The 21214-nt window shown below is 63.7% G+C and carries 15 protein-coding genes; 6 read left to right on the plus strand and 9 right to left on the minus strand.

What is annotated here, in order from left to right; genetic code table 11:
* Positions 1–90: 90 nt before the first annotated feature.
* The 4 genes from AB7008_RS47605 (at position 91) to AB7008_RS47620 (ending at position 5208) form a co-directional block, all read left to right on the plus strand.
* The gene (locus AB7008_RS47605) at positions 91–660 is read left to right on the plus strand and encodes a class GN sortase (RefSeq protein WP_441261105.1); all 570 of its coding nucleotides are present in this window, start codon (positions 91–93) and stop codon (positions 658–660) included.
* A 153-nt stretch (positions 661–813) separates the two neighbouring features.
* Positions 814–1806 carry a glycosyltransferase family 2 protein gene (locus AB7008_RS47610; protein ID WP_441261106.1) on the plus strand — a complete coding sequence of 331 codons (993 nt, stop codon included), beginning with the start codon at positions 814–816 and terminating at the stop codon, positions 1804–1806.
* Between the two features lie 207 nt (positions 1807–2013).
* The gene (locus AB7008_RS47615) at positions 2014–4233 is read left to right on the plus strand and encodes an acetate--CoA ligase family protein (RefSeq protein ID WP_441261107.1); all 2220 of its coding nucleotides are present in this window, start codon (positions 2014–2016) and stop codon (positions 4231–4233) included.
* A gap of 144 nt (positions 4234–4377) precedes the next feature.
* Positions 4378–5208: an MlaD family protein gene (locus AB7008_RS47620; RefSeq protein WP_264621648.1), complete on the plus strand. Its 831-nt coding sequence runs from the start codon at positions 4378–4380 to the stop codon at positions 5206–5208.
* Between the two features lie 198 nt (positions 5209–5406).
* Here AB7008_RS47620 and AB7008_RS47625 read toward each other — a convergent pair whose 3' ends face one another.
* From AB7008_RS47625 to urtA, 9 genes are all read right to left on the minus strand, one after another.
* Entirely contained in the window at positions 5407–8541 is a 3135-nt protein-coding gene (locus AB7008_RS47625; RefSeq protein WP_441261108.1) for an autotransporter outer membrane beta-barrel domain-containing protein, read from the minus strand.
* A 187-nt stretch (positions 8542–8728) separates the two neighbouring features.
* Complete coding sequence (locus tag AB7008_RS47630) at positions 8729–9769, minus strand: aliphatic amidase (RefSeq protein WP_248880490.1); 1041 nt, start codon at positions 9767–9769, stop codon at positions 8729–8731.
* A gap of 55 nt (positions 9770–9824) precedes the next feature.
* Positions 9825–10202: an FmdB family zinc ribbon protein gene (locus tag AB7008_RS47635; protein WP_248880492.1), complete on the minus strand. Its 378-nt coding sequence runs from the start codon at positions 10200–10202 to the stop codon at positions 9825–9827.
* A gap of 94 nt (positions 10203–10296) precedes the next feature.
* The gene (gene fmdA, locus AB7008_RS47640; protein ID WP_441261109.1) at positions 10297–11526 is read right to left on the minus strand and encodes a formamidase; all 1230 of its coding nucleotides are present in this window, start codon (positions 11524–11526) and stop codon (positions 10297–10299) included.
* 27 nt (positions 11527–11553) lie between these two features.
* Positions 11554–12243: an urea ABC transporter ATP-binding subunit UrtE gene (gene urtE, locus AB7008_RS47645; RefSeq protein WP_028155259.1), complete on the minus strand. Its 690-nt coding sequence runs from the start codon at positions 12241–12243 to the stop codon at positions 11554–11556.
* Between the two features lie 70 nt (positions 12244–12313).
* The gene (gene urtD, locus AB7008_RS47650; protein ID WP_011083791.1) at positions 12314–13069 is read right to left on the minus strand and encodes an urea ABC transporter ATP-binding protein UrtD; all 756 of its coding nucleotides are present in this window, start codon (positions 13067–13069) and stop codon (positions 12314–12316) included.
* Between the two features lie 64 nt (positions 13070–13133).
* The gene (urtC, locus tag AB7008_RS47655) at positions 13134–14276 is read right to left on the minus strand and encodes an urea ABC transporter permease subunit UrtC (protein ID WP_304492065.1); all 1143 of its coding nucleotides are present in this window, start codon (positions 14274–14276) and stop codon (positions 13134–13136) included.
* Between the two features lie 18 nt (positions 14277–14294).
* The gene (urtB, locus tag AB7008_RS47660) at positions 14295–15221 is read right to left on the minus strand and encodes an urea ABC transporter permease subunit UrtB (RefSeq protein ID WP_304492066.1); all 927 of its coding nucleotides are present in this window, start codon (positions 15219–15221) and stop codon (positions 14295–14297) included.
* Positions 15222–15345: 124 nt separating this feature from the next.
* Complete coding sequence (urtA, locus tag AB7008_RS47665; RefSeq protein ID WP_028155262.1) at positions 15346–16605, minus strand: urea ABC transporter substrate-binding protein; 1260 nt, start codon at positions 16603–16605, stop codon at positions 15346–15348.
* Positions 16606–16775: 170 nt separating this feature from the next.
* Between urtA and AB7008_RS47670 the strand changes: the two genes are divergently transcribed.
* Together AB7008_RS47670 and AB7008_RS47675 are read left to right on the plus strand one after the other, a co-directional pair.
* The gene (locus tag AB7008_RS47670) at positions 16776–20147 is read left to right on the plus strand and encodes a hybrid sensor histidine kinase/response regulator (protein ID WP_304492067.1); all 3372 of its coding nucleotides are present in this window, start codon (positions 16776–16778) and stop codon (positions 20145–20147) included.
* A complete protein-coding gene (locus AB7008_RS47675; RefSeq protein WP_304492068.1) occupies positions 20131–21057 on the plus strand; it encodes a response regulator in 927 nt (308 codons plus the stop codon). The genes AB7008_RS47670 and AB7008_RS47675 overlap by 17 nt, the downstream gene beginning before the upstream one ends.
* Positions 21058–21214 lie beyond the last annotated feature (157 nt).

The raw sequence follows: 21214 nt of genomic DNA on the forward strand, positions 1-21214 counted from the left end.
GGCTGCCCGTCCCATACCAACGGCCGCGCGCGCCTTTTTATCAGCCGTCATTGCGAGGAGCGACGAAGCAATGACGGGGGAAGGACCATTATGCCCCGCCTCATCTCCCCCCTCGCTGTTGCACTTGTCGGCCTCATCCTGTTCGGCGACGGCGCCTACATTCATGCCAAGGCATGGCTCGCCCAGGTGCTGCTGGAGCGCGCGTTCGACGGGAGCGTTACGACCGGCGGCGTGGTCAAGCCATGGTCATGGGCCGACACCTGGCCGGTCGCACGGATCGAGGTGAAGCGGATCGGTGCCAGCGCGATCGTGCTGGAAGGCACCAGCGGCCAGGCCCTCGCTTTCGGACCCGGCCATATCCACCAATCGGCTGATGCCGGCGAGCGCGGCATTGCGGTATATGCTGCGCACCGCGATACACATTTCCGCTTCCTGCGGAATGTCGCCATTGGTGACGTTATCGATGTCACACGCCGTGACGGAAAGCACTTTCGCTATCGAGCGGATTCCTCCGCCGTGGTTCGCTTCGATGAGTCCGGCATCGATCCCGCGGCGCAAGATGTCGAACTGGTGCTCACAACCTGCTGGCCCTTCGACGCCGTCACACCCGGACCCGAGCGCTACGTCCTGCATGCCACCTTGATCGAAACAGGTGAATAGCGGTTCGCAATCGGCCATCCGGGATCGGTAGAGACCGCGCCGAACAGCCGGGCAACCGCGCTTGATGGAACCGCTGAACTGGCGTCGTCTCCCATAGACCTGTAAGAATACTGGATTGATCTTTTGACGCCGTAATTTTCAGGACAACCTGTAATGGACGACGAGTTCAGGCAGCGCCTCGAACAGCGGCTCGAGCAACTCGAAAATCGTGTCGCGCTCCTGGAACGGAATCAGGACCTCATTGCCGCCGGACAGAGACGATCCTCGCTGCGGAGCCTCTGGCGTCGCCCTCCGATGTGGACCTTCGAGCAATATCCGCCGCGCCTGCTCAACCTGACTGCCTTTCCGCCTGCGCGTGGGATCCCGGCGAATGCGCCGCGGATCGCGATGGTCACGCCGAGCTACAATCAGGCGCAATATCTCGACGCCACGATCGAGAGCATCGTCAGTCAGAACTATCCGAAGCTGACCTATCACGTGCAGGACGGCGCCTCGATCGATGGCACGCTCGATCTGCTGAAGAGCCGAGGCGAAGGCATCAGCTGGACGAGCGAGCCGGACAAGGGGCAGTCGAACGCCATCAATCTCGGCTTCGCCGGTGCCGATTGCGAGATCATGGCCTATCTCAACAGCGATGACATGCTGCTTCCCGGGGCGCTCGCCTATGTCGCCGACTACTTCATGTCGCATCCCAATGTCGACATCGTCTACGGCCATCGCGTTTTCGTCGACCGCGAGGGGCTCGAGGTCGGACGCGCCGTGCTGCCGCCCCATGACGGCAAGGCTTTGCAATATGCCGACTACATCCCGCAGGAGACGATGTTCTGGCGCAAGCGCGTGTGGGACAGGATCGGGCCGATCGACGAGAGCTTCCACTACGCGATGGACTGGGATTTCATCCTGCGGGCGCAAGCCGCAGAATTCAAGTTCGTGCGCCTGCCGCGATTTCTCGCCTGCTTCCGCATCCACGATGCACAGAAGACGGCTTCGACCTACGCGCTCGGCGTCAGGGAGATGGGCATCCTGCGGCGCCGCGTTCTCGGCTTCGATCCGACGCAGATGCAGATCCGGCGCGCCATCGCTTCCTATCTCGCGAAGCAGTTGGCCTATCACTACGCCTACAAGCTGCGCCTGCTGCGTTACTGAACGACGGCAGAGGCATGATCACGATTTGAATGAATGAGCGTCACGGAGTCGTGGCACGTCGTTCGCACTTTCGCCAAAAGTCTGGTGATGCTAGCCTTGTCGTGAAGCACGCACCATTCCGCCACGCGGCATGAAGCCATCACGATCAGTCCCGCCATACGCCGGCGCAAGACAGGGCGCTGCAACAAGAACAAGAGGTAAAGCGCCATGGAAGCCCAGGTACCTGCTGCGTCCGTTTCTCCGCGTCCATGGTCTCCAGCGCCCGATGCCGGCGACGTCGTCAAGGGCATCCACGCCATGCTGCACCCGCACAACATCGTGCTGGTGGGCGCGACCGACAAACCCGGCAATTATGCCGAGCGCATCTGGAACAACCTCGTCAAGTACGGCTACGAGGGTGGGCTCTATCCGGTCAACGCCAAGCGCGAGACGATCTGGGGCGTGCCCTGCTACAAGGATTTTGCGAGCCTTCCGGAAAAGCCCGATCATGTGCTGGTGCTGGTGCCCGCGCGCTTTGCCGTGCAGGTGATCCGCGACGCCGCCGCGGCCGGCGCGCGCTCGGCCACCATCGTCACGTCGGGCTTCAGCGAGCTCCAGGATGAGGAGAGCCAGAAGCTCGCTGCCGAATTGCAAGCCGCGATACGCGAAACGGGGCTCGCCGTCACCGGCCCGAACTGCCTCGGCAATTTGAGCGCGGGCGAAAAGCTCTTCACCAATATCGACGACCGTGTCGTCACCATGGAACAGGGTGCAGTGGCGATTGCCGGGCAATCCGGCGCCATCGTGATGGCGATCCGGCAGGCGCTGGAGGATCGCGGCGTCGGGGTCGGTTACATGGTGACGACCGGCAACGAGGCCGGGCTCGAGACGCCGGACCTGATGCGCTATTTCGCCGAGGATCCGAGCATCAAGGTCATCGTGGTCTACCTCGAAGGCGTGCGCAACACCAAGGCGTTTCGCGACGCCTGCAAGGCCGCGCGCGCCGCAAGCAAGCCGGTCATCGCACTCAAGCTCGGTTCGTCCGAGGGCGGCCGCGCGGCGGCGATGGCGCATACGGGTGCGCTCGCAGGATCGATCGAGACCTTCGACGCCATCGCAACGCGCGAAGGAGTCATCCGGGTCGGCGGGCTCGACGAACTGATCGAGACTACCGAATGCTTCGTCCACTCGACCGTCCCCAAGGGTGACCGGCTCGCCGCGGTTACGCTGTCAGGCGGCAAGCGCGGCATGCTGCTTGACGCCTTCTATGCGGAAGGCCTGAACTTTGCGCCGCTGAGCCCGCACGTCGGCTCCGAATTGGCGAAGATGCTCGGGCCCGGCTCGATCGTCGGCAATCCGCTCGATGCCGGCTTCGCCGCGGTGGTTGATCCCTCCGTCTACATGAAGTCGATCAAGCTGATGATCGACGATCCCGATATCGACATCGTCATCATCGATGCCGAGTTGCCAAAGGCCCCGCACGAACTTCGTGAACGCAATTTGCGCATCGTCGACGAGATGGCGAGCCGGGCGTCGAAGCCGGTGATCTACATCAGCGCGATGTCGATCGGCTTCACCGAGTTCACCAAGGGCTTGCGCAAATCGCTGCCGCATCTCGCGGTCATGCAGGGCATGGACCGTGCGGTGACCGCGATCAAGTCGCTGCTCGCTTATGCGAAGCTGCGCAAGGAAGTGCCCGACATCGTCTCGAGCTCGAAGCCTGCCGCCCGCGCTGTGCTGGAGAAGGCGCTGAAATCGGCGAGCGGTGCCGCGCTCGACGAGGTCGCCTCGAAGAAGCTGCTGAAGGCCTATGGCATTCCGGTCTCGAAGGAAGCGATTGCGCAGACGGCGGCAGACGCCGCGAAGATCGCGAAGCAGATCGGTTTCCCGGTCGTGGCAAAAGTCGTCAGCGCCGAGATCCTGCACAAATCCGACATCGGCGGCGTGGTGCTGAATCTCAACAGCGCCGCCGAGGTGAAGAAGGCATTCGCCGACATCGCCGCGCGGGTGGCGAAGCTGAAGCGCAAGCCGAAGCTCGACGGCATCCTGATCGCGCAGCAGGTCAAGGCCGATCTCGAGCTCGTGGTCGGTGCCTCGCTCGATGCCGAGATGGGTCCGGTTGTGCTGTTCGGCACCGGCGGCATCGACATCGAGCTGATGAAGGACGTCGCGCTCGCCGGCGCACCGATGGACGAGGACGAGGCCCGGCTCCTGATCGGCCGCACCAAGGCCGGCATCAAGATGCGCGGCTATCGCGGCAAGCCGGCCTTGCACGAGGCCTCTGCGGTAAAGGCGCTGGTCGGCCTGTCGAATTTGATCGCAGATGCCGGCGACCGGATCGCATCGATCGACGTCAACCCGTTCCTGATCAACACCAAAACGGGCGTCGCCGTCGACGCCCTGATCGTATTGAACAATGCTGCCGCAAAACGCGCGGCGGGGCATTGATGTCGCGTAAGGCAGATTGGCGGGTTACGCTTCCGCCTTCGCGCTTCGAGCCGCGACGGACAAGTCGTTAACCCGCCCGCTCTAGTATTGCGGCCGCAGCATCGTCCTTCCAACCATCCCGCTTTGGCCGTAAAATCGCCCTGCATGGCACGCGCGAGCAACCTCGTAATCGGAACGGCGACGCTGGCGGTCATCGCCGTGGCGTTCGGCGGCGTGCTCGGCGTGCAGAAATGGCGCACCGCCCAGAGCCGGAGCCAGTTGCGCGTGGTGTTCGAGGGCGGCTCCGCCAGCGGACTCCGCCGCGGCGGGCCGGTCAATTTCGACGGTGTTCCCGCGGGCCAGATCCTGTCGATCAAGCTGGATAATCCGCGCAAGATCGTGGCGCTGGTGATGCTCGACAACACCGCGCCGATCCGCAAGGACACGGTTGCGGGCATCGAGTTCCAGGGCCTCACCGGCGTCGCCGCGATCTCGCTGATCGGCGGCGCGCCCTCCGCGCCGCCGGTGCCGCTGGATACGGACGGCGTCCCCGTGCTGACCGCCGATCTCAGCGACGCCGAATCCATCGTCGACACCCTGCACAGCGTCGATCGCACGATCGTCAGCAATGCCCCTGCGATCAAAGACGGCCTGCGCACGTTCGAGAACTACACCGCCGATCTCAGAAGCAAGGGCGGCGAAATCGACTCCGTCATGGCCAAGGTCGACAGCGCCTTCGCGGGCTTCGACAAGGCCGTCACCAAGATCGAAGGCGTGGTCCCCGGCTTTTCCGACGGCAAGGCCGACGAGCTGTTCGAGAAGATCAGGGGACTGCACGAGCTCGCCGATACCATGAAGAAGAAGTCGGCTGCTTACGTCGAGGACATCCGCCGCTCGCTGCTCGACGTCAGCGAAGCCGCCAACAAGATGGCTGGCACGCCCACGCCTGCCGTCGCCCCGCGCCCGCCGCGCAAGCCTCCGCAGAAGAAGCAGTAGAGGCTCTTACCCTCCCCTGGAGGGGGAGGGTCGATCGCGCGCAGCGCGAGCGGGGTGGGGTGATCTCTCCCCACGGGCAGCGCGCAATGCGGATAGGCTGTCACCCCACCTCGGTTCGCATTGCGCTTTGCTCCATGCGAACCGATCCTCCCCCTCCAGGGGAAGATGGCAGTCTCGCCGTGGCTTGCAGGTCGCGCCCTACCACGCGTAGCGCACGACGCCCTTGCCGGCGTAGGAGCGGGTGACGTTCGAGAACTCGCCCTCGAAGGTCGCCGACGCAGACCAGCCGTTCATCCAGTTCATCTGCACCGCCGCGGTGGTCAGCGCGGAATCGCGCGGCTGCGCTGCACCGTTCACGACGAAGGCCGATCCCGGCAGGGTCTGGAACACCGCGCCGACGCTGCGGTCCGGATTGTAATCATGCGCCCAGGCGACGCGGCCGCGCAGGGTCAACAGGCCACCGGCCGCGGCGAATGATTTGTCGGCGCGCAGGCCGAGCTCGGTGCGGGTGCTGGTCACGTCCTTGGCGGCATAGTTGAGCGCGAAGGTGCTGTTGCCGACCACCGCGAACTCCGAATAGTTCGGAAGGCTGAACATGGTGGCCTGGAGCGCCGCATAGGGCGTGAGGCCGATCCACTGCGTGGCGTAGCGGTAACCGCCCTCGACACGGCCCGAGAGCGCGTTGGCGTTGAACTGCGCCCGCAGCTGATCGACGCCCGCGGCCGTGACGACGCGGTTGGTCGTGACGTCCTGCCAGCCATAGGCCAGCGCGGCGGTGATATAGGCAGGTCCTGCCGTGTGACGAACGAAGGCGCCGGCCTGCAACAGGTCGGAGCGGCCCCAGCCGAGCCCGTTGACGTTGAAGCCGGTCCCACCGCCGGCAAGCGCAAAGCCGGCGATCGTCGACGGCGAGAAGCGATAGTCGAGGCCGACGGCAGTGCCATAGACGCTGCTGGTGGTGTTGTTCGAACCAAGCGCGACATTGCCGTCGGTGGTTTGCGAGCCACCATAGCCGGCCGCCCACACATCCCAGCGCTGCTCGAAGGTTGCGGCCGGTGCCTTGCGGTAGATCGAGGCGAAGGCGTCGCGCGTGGTCTTGTCACGCCCGCCCTTGCCGGTCGCGGCATAGGCATTCGCGCCCGGCTCGTCGGCATAGGGCGTCGCACCTGATGTGCCGCTGCGTCCCGAGCCGAACACATCGGTCAAGAGGCCGAGGAACAGGTTCATCGCGTTGAAGGTCGTCTGTTGCGACCCCGTGCCCGATTCGCCGGAGGCCTGGGTGAGGCCGGCCGGCGAGAGGTTCGCCAGCGCCACCGGAAGGCTGCCGGTGCTGTCGAAATAGCGCGCCAGCGCGTTGGCGACGTTCTGCTGGTTGACGTTGAGGCCGGAGCCGTAGCTCAGCGACAGATCCAGGAAGACGTTGTTCGTGTTGTAACTCAGGACGGCCTTCAGGTTCGACGAGAGCCCCGCGGCGACCGGATTGAAGGTATCGGGAAGCGTTGCCGCATTCAGGATCGTGTAGTGCTTCGCGATCGAGCCGGTCGGAACGACGACGACGGTGGCGCCGCCAAGCGTCGCCGTGCCGGTCACGACCGTAAAGCCATTGCTGGCGCCCGAGACCTGCACCATGTAGCTCGACGCGGATGTGAACGAGAGGTCGCCGGACACGGTGAGCGTCCCGGTCGGATTGCCCGGTGCCAGCGTGCCGCCATTGACGACGGTGTTACCGACCGTGCCGACGCCGCCGAACGTGCCGCCCGCGGAGACGGATACGGTGCCGTTGATGGTGCCGGCGAGGAGAAGCGTGCCGCCGAGCACGTTCCAGTCCTGATTGCCCGTGCCGGTGACCGTCCAGGTCGAGCTGTCGACCTTGTTGAAGGTCGAGAAGCCGTCGTACTGAAGGCCGGTGCCGATCAGGTCGAGATTGAACGTGTCCTTGCCGGCGCCGCCGAGCTGGAATGTGTCGGTGCCGGCACCAAGCACGAAGCCGTTGATGACGCTGCCGGGCCCAAGCGTGAGCGTGTTCGGGCCGCAGCTGCAGAACTCGATCGCAGCGTTGCCGGTCGCGGCGTTGATGGTTCCCGAGTTGAAGACGTTGCCGCCGCCGCTCACGCTGATGCCGATGCCGCCTGCGCCGACGGTGATGGTGCCGGTATTGACGACCTGGTTCGTCGTGCTGAACGAGCTCACGTCGATGCCGAGTCCGGCCGCACCCACGGTGATCGTGCCGCTGTTGGTGACGGTGTTGGAATCGCCCAACGCCAGGATGCCCTCGGCAAAATCGCCGCCCGTAATCCGCCCGCTGTTGGTGATCGTGGTCAACGAGCCGGTATAGGCGATACCCGCACCGCCCACGCCGACATTGATCGTGCCACTTTGGCTAATCGTGGCCCGGTCGCCCTGCAGCGAAATACCCGCCGTTCCACTATCACCCGCCGTGATCGTGCCGGCATTGGTGATCCTGGCATCGTCACCGAGCACGGCGATGCCGACGCCGAAATCGCCCGCCGTGATTGCGCCAGAATTGCTGACGGTCTGAAAGTCGCCTTGCAGGAAGACGCCGGCGGCGTTCTGCCCGACGGTGATCGTGCCGGTGGCGGTGTTGGTGACCGTGTTGTTGTTGCTGATCGCCAGAATGCCGCCGGAGAAGCCGGCGGAATCGCCGACCGTGATCGCGCCTGCATTCGTGATGGTCGCGCTGCCGACCGCAAAAATGCCGCTCGCACCGGCACCGCCCGTGATCGTGCCTGTCGCGGCATTGGTGATCGTATTGTTCTGGCCGGCGAAGACACCGACACCCGACACACCGACCGACAGAGCACCGCTATTGGTGACGGTGTTGTTGTCGCCAACCGAGATCGCGGCGCCATTGTCGCCCGTCGTGATCGTTCCGGCATTGGTGATGACGTTGTGATCAATGGCCTGGATGCCGAGGCCGTTGTCGAGCACCGTGATGGTGCTGTTGTTGATCACGGTGTTGAAATTCCCGACGGCGATACCGGTGAGGCCCGAGCCTGCCGACACCGTCCCGTTGTTGGTGACGGTGTTGAAATCGTTGACGCCGATCGAGAGCGCGCCGTTGTCGTTCACGATCGCGCCCGAGAGCACGTTGACATTGAGGCTGTCGACGCCGGCCCCGGCTTGAAAACCGTCCGTGTCGGTGCCGCTACAGGTGACGGTTTGGCCGCTCGTGGCCGGATCCGGCGCGCAAGCCGCGTTGGCCGGCGTCGCGCCAAGGCCGAGGCCAACGAAGACCAGCGATGCGCCGGCGAGCGACGCAGCGCCGCATCGGCGCAGCCGAGCCTGCCGCCTCCATAGCCCCTTGCCCCTCACGCCACGCCCCCATTCCCGGCAGTTCCGCAGGGAACTTAGGCCATGACGAGGCTCCGTAGAACCAAGGCGCCGCCCGAATGCGTCCGTTTGACCCACAACCGAGGCAGAATCCCGCGGTCATGTTGCAACCGCGCCACGGTTTGCGGGGCCAAATTCTCATTTTGCGCAGAAAGCGCGCCCCGACAGCTCAATAGTTGCTCGGGGCCGACCCATTCGGGATGCCGTCGATCGGACATTCCTCCGTCCCCGGCGTCGAGCGGGTCATTGCCTCGACCATGTCCCGCGTCCCTTCCGGATCGGCGATCCAGTTCTTGTAGAAATCATAGGGGCAGGTCGCGACGCCGCGCGGGCTTTCGCCGGAATTGATCATGCCGGTGTAGCCGCGGTGGACCAGCTTGTAGAGATGGTTCTGCGACTGGCCGTTGCGGCGCGCATCACGGATCAGATGCTTCGAGAGCTGGGCATATTGGATGCCGTAGTCCTCCTCGCCGCACTCGCCGAGCGTCCGGCCGTCGAAGCCGATGATCGCGGAGTGACCGAAGTAGGAATAGACGCCGTCGAAGCCGGCGGCGTTGGCGACGGCGACATAGACGTTGTTGGCCCACGCCATCGCCTTGGAGATCATGACCTGCTGCTCCTTGGCCGGATACATGTAGCCCTGGCAACGCACGATCAATTCGGCGCCCTTCATGGCGCAGTCGCGCCAAATCTCGGGAAAGTTGCCGTCGTCGCAGATGATCAGGCTGACCTTCATCCCTTTTGGGCCGTCTGAGACATAGGTGCAATTGCCGGGATACCAGCCCTCGATCGGCACCCATGGCATGATCTTGCGGTACTTCTGGACGATCTCACCCTTGTCGTTCATCAGGATCAGGGTGTTATAGGGCGCCTTGTGCGGATGCTCCTCGTGGCGTTCACCGGTCAACGAGAACACGCCCCAGACCTTCGCCTTGCGGCAGGCCTCCGCGAAGATCGCGGTCTCCTCACCCGGCACCGCCGAGGCCGTCTCGTACATCTCCTTGGAGTCGTACATGATGCCCTGGGTCGAGTATTCCGGGAAGATCACGAGATCCATGCCGGGCAGGCCCGCCTTCATGCCGACCAGCATGTCGGCGATCTTGCGGGCGTTGTCGAGCACCTCGGCCTTGGTGTGCAGGCGGGGCATCTTGTAGTTGACCACTGCAACACCGACGGTGTCGTTGCTGCTGGAAATGTCACCGTGAAGCATTTTGAGCGCTCCTGTCTTTTATTTGTTTGAGATTGCCGACGATCGAGCGACCGGGTTAGTGGCTGATCATCCACGGACGCGCGGTCGGAAAGCCCTTGGCGCCGCTCCTGGTCTTGGTCATGAGTCGCGCAGGCTTCTTTCTGTCCGACGAGCTCTTGTCTTTCACGGTCTTGCCCGACGAACAGCAACCGCAGCCGGGACCGTGCGAAGCCTTGTATTGCGCGAGCGTCTGCGGCGCATGCGTGCTGCGCTCGTTGACGGCGTGCGCCTTGCGCTTCTCCGCCGGCATGCAGAAGAAATTCGGCGCGGTCAGGATCACTCGCGGCGCCATCGTCTCGCAGTGCGGACAGCTTTGCGGATCGTCGCATTCCGCCATCGGGCGCAGGTCCTTGAACGGCCCGCAATCGTCACAGAGATATTCATAGACCGGCATCGCATCATCCCTACGCTGTTGCCTGTGAGAGAATTCCCGCGGCGGATGCGGGGCGGCAAGGTCGCGCCGTCCCGCATCCCGTCGCGCAGGGAGACTATTTGTCCGGCGAGATCGGCATCTGGATGTCGCCTGTGATGTGCTTGATCGGTCCTGCCGCCGACGGCATGACGTCGAAGTCGAAGATCTCGGTCGGCAGCCATAGCGTGGCGCAGGCATTGGGAACGTCGACCACGCCGGAGATGTGGCCCTGGCACGGCGCGGTGCCGAGGATCGAATAGGCCTGGGCGCCGGAATAGCCGAACTTCTTCAGATACTCGATCGCGTTGAGGCAGGCCTGGCGATAGGCGATGTGGACGTCGAGATAGTGCTGCTTGCCGGCCTCGTCGACCGAGATGCCCTCGAAGATCAGATAGTCCTTGTAATTCGGCGTGATCGGCGACGGCTTGAAGATCGGGTTCTTGATGCCGTATTTCGCCATGCCGTCCTTGATCACCTCGACCTTCAGATGCAGCCAGCCGGCCATCTCGATCGCGCCGCAGAACGTGATCTCGCCATCGCCCTGGCTGAAGTGCAGGTCGCCCATCGAGAGACCGGCGCCGGGCACATAGACCGGGAAGTAGATCTTCGAGCCGCGCGAGAGATCCTTGATGTCGCAATTGCCGCCATGCTCACGCGGCGGCACGGTGCGCGCGCCTTCCGCGCCGATCTTGGCCTTGACGTCACCCTTGGCGCGGCCGCCATGGGCGGTCGGCGCGAACGGCGGATTGGCGAGGCCGGGCACGCGGGTCGGGTTGGTCGAGATCAGCTCGGCCTCGCGCTTATTCCAGGTCTCCAGCATCTTCGGATCGGGCAGACAGCCGATCAGGCCGGGATGAACCAGGCCGGCGAAGTTGACGCCGGGCACGTGACGCGACGAGGTGTAGAGACCCTTGATGTCCCAGATCGACTTCTGCGCCAGCGGGAAATGGTCGGTGAGGAAGCCGCCGCCGTTCTGCTTGGAGAAGAAGCCGTTGAAGCCCCAGAGGCTCTCCTTCATCGGGCCGACATCGAGCAGGTCGACGACGAGGAGGTCGCCGGGCTCGGCGCCCTTGACGCCGATCGGGCCGGACAGGAAGTGCACGATCGACAGATCGATGTCGCGCACGTCGTCGGCGGAATCGTTGTTCTTGATGAAGCCGCCGGTCCAGTCATAGGTCTCGATGATGAAGTCGTCGCCGGGATTGACCCAGGCCACGATCGGGATGTCGGGGTGCCAGCGGTTGTGCACCATGTCGTTTTCGTAAGCCGATTTGGTGAGATCGACCTTGATCAGTGTCTCTGGCATCGAGATGCTCCCCTTTTGCACGGTTGGTTAGACAGACAGATATTTCGAGACCTGCGCGGCATCGACGGCGTCGCGCGGATCGTCGCGCACGATCTCGCCGTTCTCGATCACCAGCACGCGGTCGGCGATGTCGAGCGCGAAGCTCAGGACCTGCTCCGACACGACGATCGAGAGCCCCTTTTCGTCGCGGATGCGCTTCAGTGTGCGCGCCATCTCCTTGATGATCGACGGCTGGATGCCCTCGGTCGGCTCGTCCAGCAGCAACACTTTCGGCTTGGTCGCGAGCGCACGCGCAATCGCGAGCTGTTGCTGCTGTCCGCCGGAGAGATTGCCGCCGCGGCGGCCCTTCATTTCCAGCAGCACCGGAAACAATTCGTAGATGTCGGCCGGCACTTCGGTCCCGCCGGAGACGACGAGGCCGGTCTCGATGTTCTCCTTTACCGTCATGGTCGAGAAGATCATGCGGCCCTGCGGCACATAGGCGAGGCCCTTGGCGACGCGCTCGTAGCTCGGCAAGCCGCCGAGCTCGGCACCGTCCATGGTCACCGAGCCGCTTTTGGCGGGGAGGATGCCCATCAGCGACTTCATCAGCGTGGTCTTGCCCATGCCGTTGCGGCCCATGATCGCAACGATCTCGTTGGGCGCGACCTTGACGTTGAGCCCGTGCAGCACCTCGCTCTGGCCGTAGGCGACGTGAAGATCGGAAATAGCCAGCATCGTCGCGCGCTCCTTACTTCTTGCACATGATCTTGTCCGGAAACCGGACGCCACTTTCCGGGATCATGTGCTAATGGCCGAGATAGACTTCGACGACCTTGGGGTCGTTCTTCACCTTCTCCATGGTGCCCTCCGAGAGGATCTGGCCCTGGTGGAGCACGGTGACCTTGTGCGCGATGTCCTCGACGAACTTCATGTCGTGCTCGATCACCAGCACCGAACGGTTCTTGATGATGCGGTTGAGCAGTTCGGCAGTCTTGGCGCGCTCGGACACGCTCATGCCCGCGACCGGCTCGTCCAGCATCAGCAGGTCCGGATCCTGGATCAGCAGCATGCCGATCTCGAGCCACTGCTTCTGGCCGTGGCTGAGCAGGTCGGCGTTCACGTTGAGCCGGTCCTTCAGGAAGATCATTTCGGCGACCTCATGCACCCGGTCGCGCACGGCGGCGTCGCGGGTGAAGGTCAGCGCGCCGAACACCGAGCGTCCGCGCGGATAGGAGATCTCCAGATTCTCGAACACCGTGAGATCGTCGTAGATCGACGGGTTCTGGAACTTGCGGCCGACGCCCGTCTTGACGATCTCGTTTTCCTTCATCCGGGTCAGCTCCTTGCCACGGAACTGGATCGAGCCGGACGTTGCTTTGGTCTTGCCGCAGATCAAATCGAGCACGGTGGTCTTGCCGGCGCCGTTGGGGCCGATGATGACGCGGATCTCGTTCTCGTCGACATAGAAGGAGAGATCGTTGACCGCCTTGAACCCGTCGAACGACACGGTTAGTGCCTCGACGGCAAGCAGGAATTCCTTGGGCTGATGACCGACGAGCATGATCTATCTCCTCACTGCCAGCGTGGCATCGGCATCGTGGTGACCTACGAGCATGATGATCTCCTCACTCCGCCGGGGCGCCGTCCGCGACCGAGCTGTCGGTCCAGCCGTCAGGTTTCGGTTTGCGCGACGAGATCAGGCGATCGATGCGCGGCTGCACATAGTCGCCCCAGATCCCGGCGAGACCGTTCGGGAAGGCGAGAACCACGGCGATGAACAAGCCGCCCAGGCCAAACAGCCACAATTCGGGAAAGGTTTCCGAAAGGCTGGTCTTGGCGAAGTTGACCAGCAGCGCGCCGTAGACCGCGCCCAGGATCGAGAGCCGGCCACCGACCGCGGTGTAGATGACCATTTCGATCGACGGCACGATGCCGACGAAGGACGGCGACATGAAGCCGACATTGAGCGCGAACATGGCGCCACCGATCGCGGCGAACACGGCGGCGATGCAGAAGGCGAAGATCTTGAAATTCGCGACGCTGTAACCGGAGAAGCGGACCCGGTCCTCCTTCTCGCGCATCGCGACCAGGATGCGTCCGAGCTTGGAGTGCCGGACGAACTGCGCGATCATGATGCAGGCGAACAGCAGTCCGACTTCGAAGAAGTACAGCACGATCTTGGCGTGGTCGGGACGGATGTCCCAACCCTTCAGCGTCCGCAGGTCGGTCATGCCGTTGATGCCGCCGGTGTAGCCCTGCTGTCCCACGATCAGGATGGTGAGGATGGCCGCGACCGCCTGGGTGATGATGGCGAAGTAGGTGCCGCCGACCCGGCGCTTGAACATCGCGGTGCCGATGATGAGAGCGAAGATGCCGGGCACGAGGATGATGGCGGCGATCGTGAAGGTGAGGCTGCTGAATGGTTTCCAGAACAGCGGCAGCGCGGTGATCTGATTCCAGTCCATGAAATCGGGGATGCCCGGCGTCGACTGGATCTTGGTGTTCTCCACGCTTGATGCCTCGAGCTTGAGGAACATCGCCATGCAGTAGCCGCCGAGCCCGAAGAACACGCCCTGACCGAGGCTGAGAATGCCGCCATAGCCCCAGCAGATCACCAGCCCCAGCGCGACAAAGGCATAGGTCAGATATTTCGCGACCAGATTGAGCCTGAAGACATCGAGTGTGAGCGGCAGGACCACCACCAGGAAGACCGCGAGCACCAGGATTCCGATGAACTCCGAGCGATTGAAGAAGCGATTGTCGGTCATTGCATCAGCCCCAGTTTCTCACTTGCGGACCTTGAGGGCGAACAGCCCTTGCGGCCGCAGCATCAGGATTCCAACAACCGCGAGCAGCGTCAGCACCTTCGCCATCGAGCCGGACATGAAGAACTCGAGGGTGGATTGCGTCTGCGAGATCGAGAAGGCCGAGGCGATGGTGCCGATCAGACTGGCGGCGCCGCCGAACACGACCACCAGGAACGTATCGACGATGTAGAGCTGTCCGGAGGTTGGCCCGGTGGAGCCGATCATCGTAAAGGCGCTGCCGGCGACACCGGCGATGCCGCAACCAAGACCGAAGGTATAGCGATCGACCTTTTCGGTGTTGATGCCCACCGCGCCGGCCATGATGCGGTTCTGCACGACGGCACGAACCTGGCGGCCCCAGCGCGACTTGTACATGACATAGGCGACGCCGATGGTGATCAGCACGGTGAGGCACATCACGAAGACGCCGTTGATCGGCACCTCGATGCTGTCGGTGACGTGCAGCGAGCCGAGCATCCATTGCGGCAGCTCGACACCGACCTCGCGCGCGCCGAACACGGAACGATAGGCCTGCTGCAGCATCAGGCTGAGGCCCCAGGTCGCAAGCAGCGTATCGAGCGGACGCTTGTAGAGATGCCGTATCAGCACCCATTCCACCAGCATTCCCAGCGCACCGGATGTGACGAAGGCCAGGATCATCGCCAGGAAGAAGTAGCCGCTGAACAGGCTCGGCAAATAGGCCTGGAAGAAATTCGACGTCATCCAGGTGACGTAGGCCCCGAGGATCATGAACTCGCCGTGAGCCATGTTGATGACGCCCATCTGGCCGAAGATGATCGCAAGCCCGAGCGCCATCAGGACGTAGACCGAGAACAGGATCAGTCCCGCAAAACCCTGCATGACGAAGATGGAGCCAAGATCACCAAGCGAGTAGTCGCCGAACATCGATGTCCTCCGTCAGGGATAAGGTCCCGCGTCGCGAGCAGGTTCGCGACGCGGGGGTCTTGGGCGTGGATTTGCTGTCCACGCCAGGGAGAGGCTTGGGAGAAAGCGCGACTGATGCCGCGGCTTACTGATAGCCCTTGGGGAACGGATCCGGCTCGACGAGATCGGCGGTCTCGTAGATCAGCTCGAACTGGCCATCGAGCTTGGCGCGTCCCACCCGGGTCTTCGACCAGAGGTGATGGTTTTCGTGGATGCGGACATAGCCTTCCGGAGCACCCTTGAACTCGACGCCGGGCGAGGCCGCCGCGATCTTGTCGACGTCGAACGAACCCGCCTTCTCCACCGTCAACTTCCACAGCCACGGGCCGAGATAGGCAGCCTGGGTGACGTCTCCGATCACGGTCTTCTCGCCCCACATCTTCTTGAACGCGGGCACGAAGGCCTTGTTGTTCGGGTTGTCGAGCGACTGGAAGTACTTCATGCAGGCATAGGCGCCCGCGATGTTCTCGCCGCCGATGCCGTCGATTTCGTCTTCGGTCACCGAGATCGTCAGCAGCGCCTGCTTGGAAAGGTCGATACCGGCGGCCTTGAGCTGCTTGTAGAACGCGACGTTCGAGCCGCCGACGACGTCGGTGAAGATCACGTCGGGCTTGGTCAGCTTGATCTTGTTGATGACCGAGTTGAACTGGGTGTTGCCGAGCGGATAGTACTCCTCGCCGACGACCTTGCCCTTCAGCACGTTCTCGACGTGCTTGCGCGCGATCTTGTTCGACGTGCGCGGCCAGATGTAGTCGGAGCCGATGAAGAAGAACGACTTGGCGCCCTTTTCCTTGGCGATCCAGTTCAGGCCGGCGAGAATCTGCTGGGTCGCCTCCTGGCCGGTGTAGATCACGTTCTTGGACTGCTCGAGGCCCTCATAGAAGGTCGGGTAATAGAGCATGCCGTTGTACTGCTCCATGACCGGCAGCACCGCCTTGCGGGAGGCCGAGGTCCAGCAGCCCATGATGGCCGCGACCTTGTCGTTGACGAGCAGCTTCTTGGCCTTTTCCGCAAAGGTCGGCCAATCGCTGGCGCCGTCTTCCTGGATGAACTTGATCTTGCGCCCGAGCACGCCGCCCATGGCGTTGATCTGCTCGATGGCGAGCTTTTCGGCCTCAATCGAGCCGGTCTCGGAGATGGCCATGGTGCCGGTCGCCGAGTGCAGGATGCCGACCGTCACCTCGGTGTCGGTGACCGCGAGGCCCGTGGTGTTGACCGCCGAGGTTGCGGGAGCCTGCGCAAAGGAGGCCCTCGGCAGCATCGTGATGGCCGGCACGGCGGCCATTCCCATCAATAGTTTACGCCGGAGCGGCGACAACAGGCCCTTGTTTGCTTCGTCTGACATGAGCACCCCACTTTTGTTCGAGGACACGCGATTGGTGCCGTGAGGATGGCTCGAATTTGTGCAGCGCAAGCATACGCAAGATCGCGTATACTGCACCGCAAAATACCGACGTAGGCTTCTGGTACGGAAATTGCGAGAGCTCCGGGTCCGTATCGGAGGTGGGGTAACGAGTGGCAGGGCGGCAGCGAATAGACCGCGTCAGGCGCCAGTACAACCAGTGGGTCGCCAACCAGACGCTGGAAGACTACGCGCTGCGCTTCACCGCCAAGAGCGCGCGCCGCTGGTCTGCCGCCCGTGTCGCCAACACTGCACTCGGCGCCATCTCCTTTCTGGCGCTGGAAGCGATCGGCGGCACCATCACGCTGAACTACGGCGTCACCAACGCCAGCGCCGCGATCCTCGTCGTCTCCACCATCATCTTCTTCTGCGGCGTGCCGATTGCCTATTACGCAGCCAAATGCGGCATCGACATTGACCTGCTCACCCGCGGCGCCGGCTTCGGCTATATCGGCTCGACCGTCACCTCGTTGATCTACGCCTCCTTCACCTTCATCTTCTTCGCCATCGAGGCGGTGATCCTGGCAACGGCGCTGGAGATGTGCTTCGGCATTCCGCGCCCGATCGGCTACCTCATCAGCGCGGTGGCGATCATTCCGCTCGTGACCTACGGCATCACGCTGATCAGCCGCTTCCAGCTCTGGACGCAGCCGATCTGGATCATCCTGCACATCCTGCCCTTTGCCGCGATCGCCTGGGCCAACCCCTACTCGTTCACGGAGTGGCGCAAGTTCGCCGGCGAGCACGGCGACGCGAGCGGACATTTCGATCTGCTGCTGTTCGGTGTCGCATCCTCCGTGGTGTTCTCGCTGGTGGCGCAGATCGGCGAGCAGGTCGACTTCCTCAGGTTTCTGCCGCGCGACCGCCGCACGTCGCGGACGTCGTGGTGGATCGCCCTGCTGATCGCGGGCCCGGGCTGGATCATCTTCGGCGCACTGAAATTGTTGCTGGGCTCCTTTCTCGCCTTCTTTGCGCTGAGCCACGGCCTCTCGGGCGAGCTGGCGGCCGAGCCCGCGCACATGTATCTCGAAGCGTTTCGCTACGTGCTGTCGCAGCCGGACCTGGCGCTGGCGCTCACCGGCATGTTCGTGATCCTGTCGCAGCTCAAGATCAACGTCACCAATGCCTATGCCGGCTCGATCGCCTGGTCGAACTTCTTCTCGCGTCTGACGCACAGCCACCCCGGCCGGGTGGTCTGGCTGGTGTTCAACGTGATGGTGGCGTTGCTGCTGATGGAGATCGGCGTCTACAAGGCGCTGGAGCAGACGCTGGCGCTCTACTCCAATGTTGCAATCGCCTGGGTCGGCGCGCTCGTCGCCGATCTCGTCGTCAACAAGCCGCTCGGCCTGCGCCCGCCGCAGATGGAGTTCAAGCGCGCCCATCTCTACGACATCAATCCGGTCGGTGTCGGCGCCATGACGATCGCGACCATCGTCTCGATCGCGGCGTTCTACGGCCTGTTCGGCCCAACCATGAAGGCGCTCGCCGCCTTCGTCGCGTTGACGGTCGCCTTCGTCACCGCGCCCGTCATCGCCTGGCTCACCGACGGAAAGTACTACATCGCGCGCAAGCCGAAGCGGAGCTGGGCCAACATCGAGTCGATCCAGTGCTGTATCTGCGAGCATGGTTTCGAGCCGGAGGACATGACGTCGTGCCCCGCTTACGCCGGCCCGATCTGCTCGCTGTGCTGCTCGCTCGATGCACGCTGCCACGACCTGTGCAAACCGCATGCGCGGGCGCAAGTGCAGTTCGCCGAAGCGCTCGGCAGGATCTTGCCGCAGCCGATCTATCAGCGGATCAACTCGCAGTTCGGCCACTATATCGGCGTGTTCGTGGTCTCCGCCGGCCTTGTCGCGCTGGTGCTGGGACTGATCTATCTTCAAACCTCGGCGAGCGTGCCTGGCGAGAATCTGCTCGTCTCGAACGTACTCTGGAAAGTATTCTTCTCGCTCAGCATCATCATCGGCGTGGTGGCCTGGCTGTTCGTGCTGGCGCAGCAGAGCCGCCGCGCCGCCGAGGCCGAGACACGGCGGCAGACGACGCTGCTGATCCAGGAGATCGACGCGCACAAGCGCACCGACGCCGAGCTTCAGCGCGCCAAGGAGGTCGCCGAATCCGCCAACCTCGCCAAGAGCCGCTACGTGGTGGGGCTGAGCCACGAGTTGCGCTCGCCGCTGAACGCGATCAGCGGCTATGCCCAGCTCCTGGAACAGGACGCGACGCTGAACACCAAGCCGCGCGACCAGGTCCGCGTCGTCCGTCGCAGCGCCGATCACCTCTCCGGCCTGATCGACGGCATTCTGGATATTTCCAAGATCGAGGCGGGGCGGCTGTATCTGTCGCGCGACGAGGTGCGGCTGAGCGATTTCCTCGACCAGCTCGTCGGCATGTTCCGTCTCCAAGCGGCCGCCAAGGGCATCGACTTCGTGTTCAGGCGGCCCGCGCATCTGCCGGTCGTGGTCTACGCCGACGAGAAGCGGCTGCGCCAGGTGCTGATCAATCTGCTCTCCAACGCGATCAAGTTCACCCAGACCGGCAGCGTGCAGTTCGTCGTGCACTATCGCAGCCCCGTTACCGAGTTCGAAGTGATCGACACCGGCCCCGGCATCCAGGGCGACGACCTCGAACGCATCTTTGCGCCGTTCGAGCGTGGCGCGCTCGGCGTCTCGCAGCCGCAGACCGGCACCGGGCTGGGCCTGACCATCAGCCGGCTGCTCGCCGGCGTCATGGGCGGCGACATCAAGGTCCTGAGCACGGTTGGCACCGGGAGTACCTTCAAGGTCAAGATCCTGCTGTCGGAGGTCGCCAATCCGCTGCGCATCGCGCCGGTGGAGGCGCCGGTCTCCGGCTATCGGGGCGCACGCAAGACCATCCTCATCACCGACGACGACCCTGTGCATCGCGACCTCCTGCGCGAGGTGCTGGCGCCGCTCGGCTTCATCCTGCTCAGCGCACCCGATGGGCCAGGATGCCTCGCGCTGGCGCAACATTGCCGGCCCGACCTGTTCCTGCTCGACATCTCGATGCCTGCCATGGACGGCTGGGCCGTTGCGGAGGCCTTGCGCAAGAGCGGCCATCACCAGGCGCGCATCCTGATGGTGTCGGCGAGCGCGCTGGAGGCTCACGGCACGCCGCTGGCGCAGCCCTTCCACGACGGCTATCTGATGAAACCGATCGACATTCCCCGGCTGCTGGAGACGATCCGCCAACTCCTGAAGATCGAATGGCAGTACGGCTCGGACCAGATCGCGGTGCCGTTCTGGCGGCTTGAGAGCGGATCAAGGCCCCCGGTGCGGCACATCGAGGCGCTGATGGGGCTGGGCAAGATCGGCTACGTCAAGGGCATCCAGTTGAAGCTGGACGAGATCGGCAGCGAGCACCCCGAGCATGCCGACTTCGTCGCGGAAATGCGGTCGCTGGTCGACCGCTTCGATCTCGACCGGTACATGGCCACATTGAAGACGTTGCATGCGCATGAGCATTGAGTCGAGGAAGCGCGATGTCGCGCTCGTTGTCGATGACTCCCCGGAGACGCTGCGGCTGCTGACCGACGCGCTCGACGGCGCCGGGATGACGGTGATGGTGGCGCTCGACGGCGCTGCCGCGATGCGCATCGTCGACCAGATCACGCCCGACATCGTGCTGCTGGACGCCGTGATGCCCGGCATGGACGGATTCGAGACCTGCCGCCGGCTCAAGCGCGATGCGGGCGTTGCCAACGTGCCCGTGATCTTCATGACGGGCCTTGCGGAAACCGAGCACATCGTGCGCGGGCTGGAGGCCGGCGGCGTCGACTATGTGACAAAGCCGATTGTGATCGAGGAGATGCTGGCGCGCATCCGCGTCCATCTCGGCAACGCCCGCCTGACCCAGAGCGCGCGCGCCGCGCTCGACGTCTCCGGCCGCTTCCTGTTCGCGGTCAACCGCCAGGGCCACGTGCTCTGGGCCACCCCGCAGGCGCAAAAACTGCTGGCCGATCATCATGGCGCGCAGTCCGACGACTTCGTCCTGCCGCCATCACTCCTGCAATGGCTGGAGCAAGCGAAGGACAAGGGCAGCTCGAAGTCGCAGGCGGCTCCCCTGCCCGACAATCCGCAACTGCGCCTCTACTACATGGGCGAAACCGCGCCGAACGAGTTCCTGCTGCGGCTGTCCAAGGAGTCCGGCACTGCGCTGCCGCCAGAATTCACCAGCGAGCTCGGCCTCACCACCCGCGAGGGCGAAGTGCTGGCCTGGCTCAGCAAGGGCAAGACCAACCGCGACATCGCGCAGATCCTGGGCTTGAGCCCGCGCACCGTCGACAAGCACCTGGAGCAGATCTACGCCAAGCTCGGCGTGGAGAACCGGACCGCGGCGGCGGCGATTGCAACGAATGCGACGCGAAGGAATTCGTAGCCGCGCTGCAGATGAATTGGTGCGCCGTTCACCCAACCAAGAGTGTCGTCCCGGACAAGCGAAGCGCAGATCCGGGACCCATAACCACAGGGAGATGTTTGGCGAAGACTCGGAGTCACCTGCCCGCCCTTTAGCCACTCCCTGTGGCTATGGGTCC

The sequence above is a fragment of the Bradyrhizobium sp. 521_C7_N1_3 genome, from assembly GCF_052075975.1.
Taxonomy (GTDB): domain Bacteria; phylum Pseudomonadota; class Alphaproteobacteria; order Rhizobiales; family Xanthobacteraceae; genus Bradyrhizobium; species Bradyrhizobium japonicum.

Excerpts from the sequence above, each read along its gene's own strand:
- urtB (WP_304492066.1), bottom strand. The coding sequence starts at position 15,221 with ATGTTCGGCGACTACTCGCTTGGTGATCTTGGCTCCATCTTCGTCATG.
- urtE (WP_028155259.1), bottom strand. The coding sequence starts at position 12,243 with ATGCTGGCTATTTCCGATCTTCACGTCGCCTACGGCCAGAGCGAGGTG.
- AB7008_RS47635 (WP_248880492.1), bottom strand. The coding sequence starts at position 10,202 with ATGCCGGTCTATGAATATCTCTGTGACGATTGCGGGCCGTTCAAGGAC.
- AB7008_RS47605 (WP_441261105.1), top strand. The coding sequence starts at position 91 with ATGCCCCGCCTCATCTCCCCCCTCGCTGTTGCACTTGTCGGCCTCATC.
- AB7008_RS47615 (WP_441261107.1), top strand. The coding sequence starts at position 2,014 with ATGGAAGCCCAGGTACCTGCTGCGTCCGTTTCTCCGCGTCCATGGTCT.
- urtC (WP_304492065.1), bottom strand. The coding sequence starts at position 14,276 with ATGACCGACAATCGCTTCTTCAATCGCTCGGAGTTCATCGGAATCCTG.
- AB7008_RS47610 (WP_441261106.1), top strand. The coding sequence starts at position 814 with ATGGACGACGAGTTCAGGCAGCGCCTCGAACAGCGGCTCGAGCAACTC.
- AB7008_RS47620 (WP_264621648.1), top strand. The coding sequence starts at position 4,378 with ATGGCACGCGCGAGCAACCTCGTAATCGGAACGGCGACGCTGGCGGTC.
- AB7008_RS47675 (WP_304492068.1), top strand. The coding sequence starts at position 20,131 with ATGCGCATGAGCATTGAGTCGAGGAAGCGCGATGTCGCGCTCGTTGTC.
- urtD (WP_011083791.1), bottom strand. The coding sequence starts at position 13,069 with ATGCTCGTCGGTCATCAGCCCAAGGAATTCCTGCTTGCCGTCGAGGCA.
- fmdA (WP_441261109.1), bottom strand. The coding sequence starts at position 11,526 with ATGCCAGAGACACTGATCAAGGTCGATCTCACCAAATCGGCTTACGAA.
- urtA (WP_028155262.1), bottom strand. The coding sequence starts at position 16,605 with ATGTCAGACGAAGCAAACAAGGGCCTGTTGTCGCCGCTCCGGCGTAAA.
- AB7008_RS47630 (WP_248880490.1), bottom strand. The coding sequence starts at position 9,769 with ATGCTTCACGGTGACATTTCCAGCAGCAACGACACCGTCGGTGTTGCA.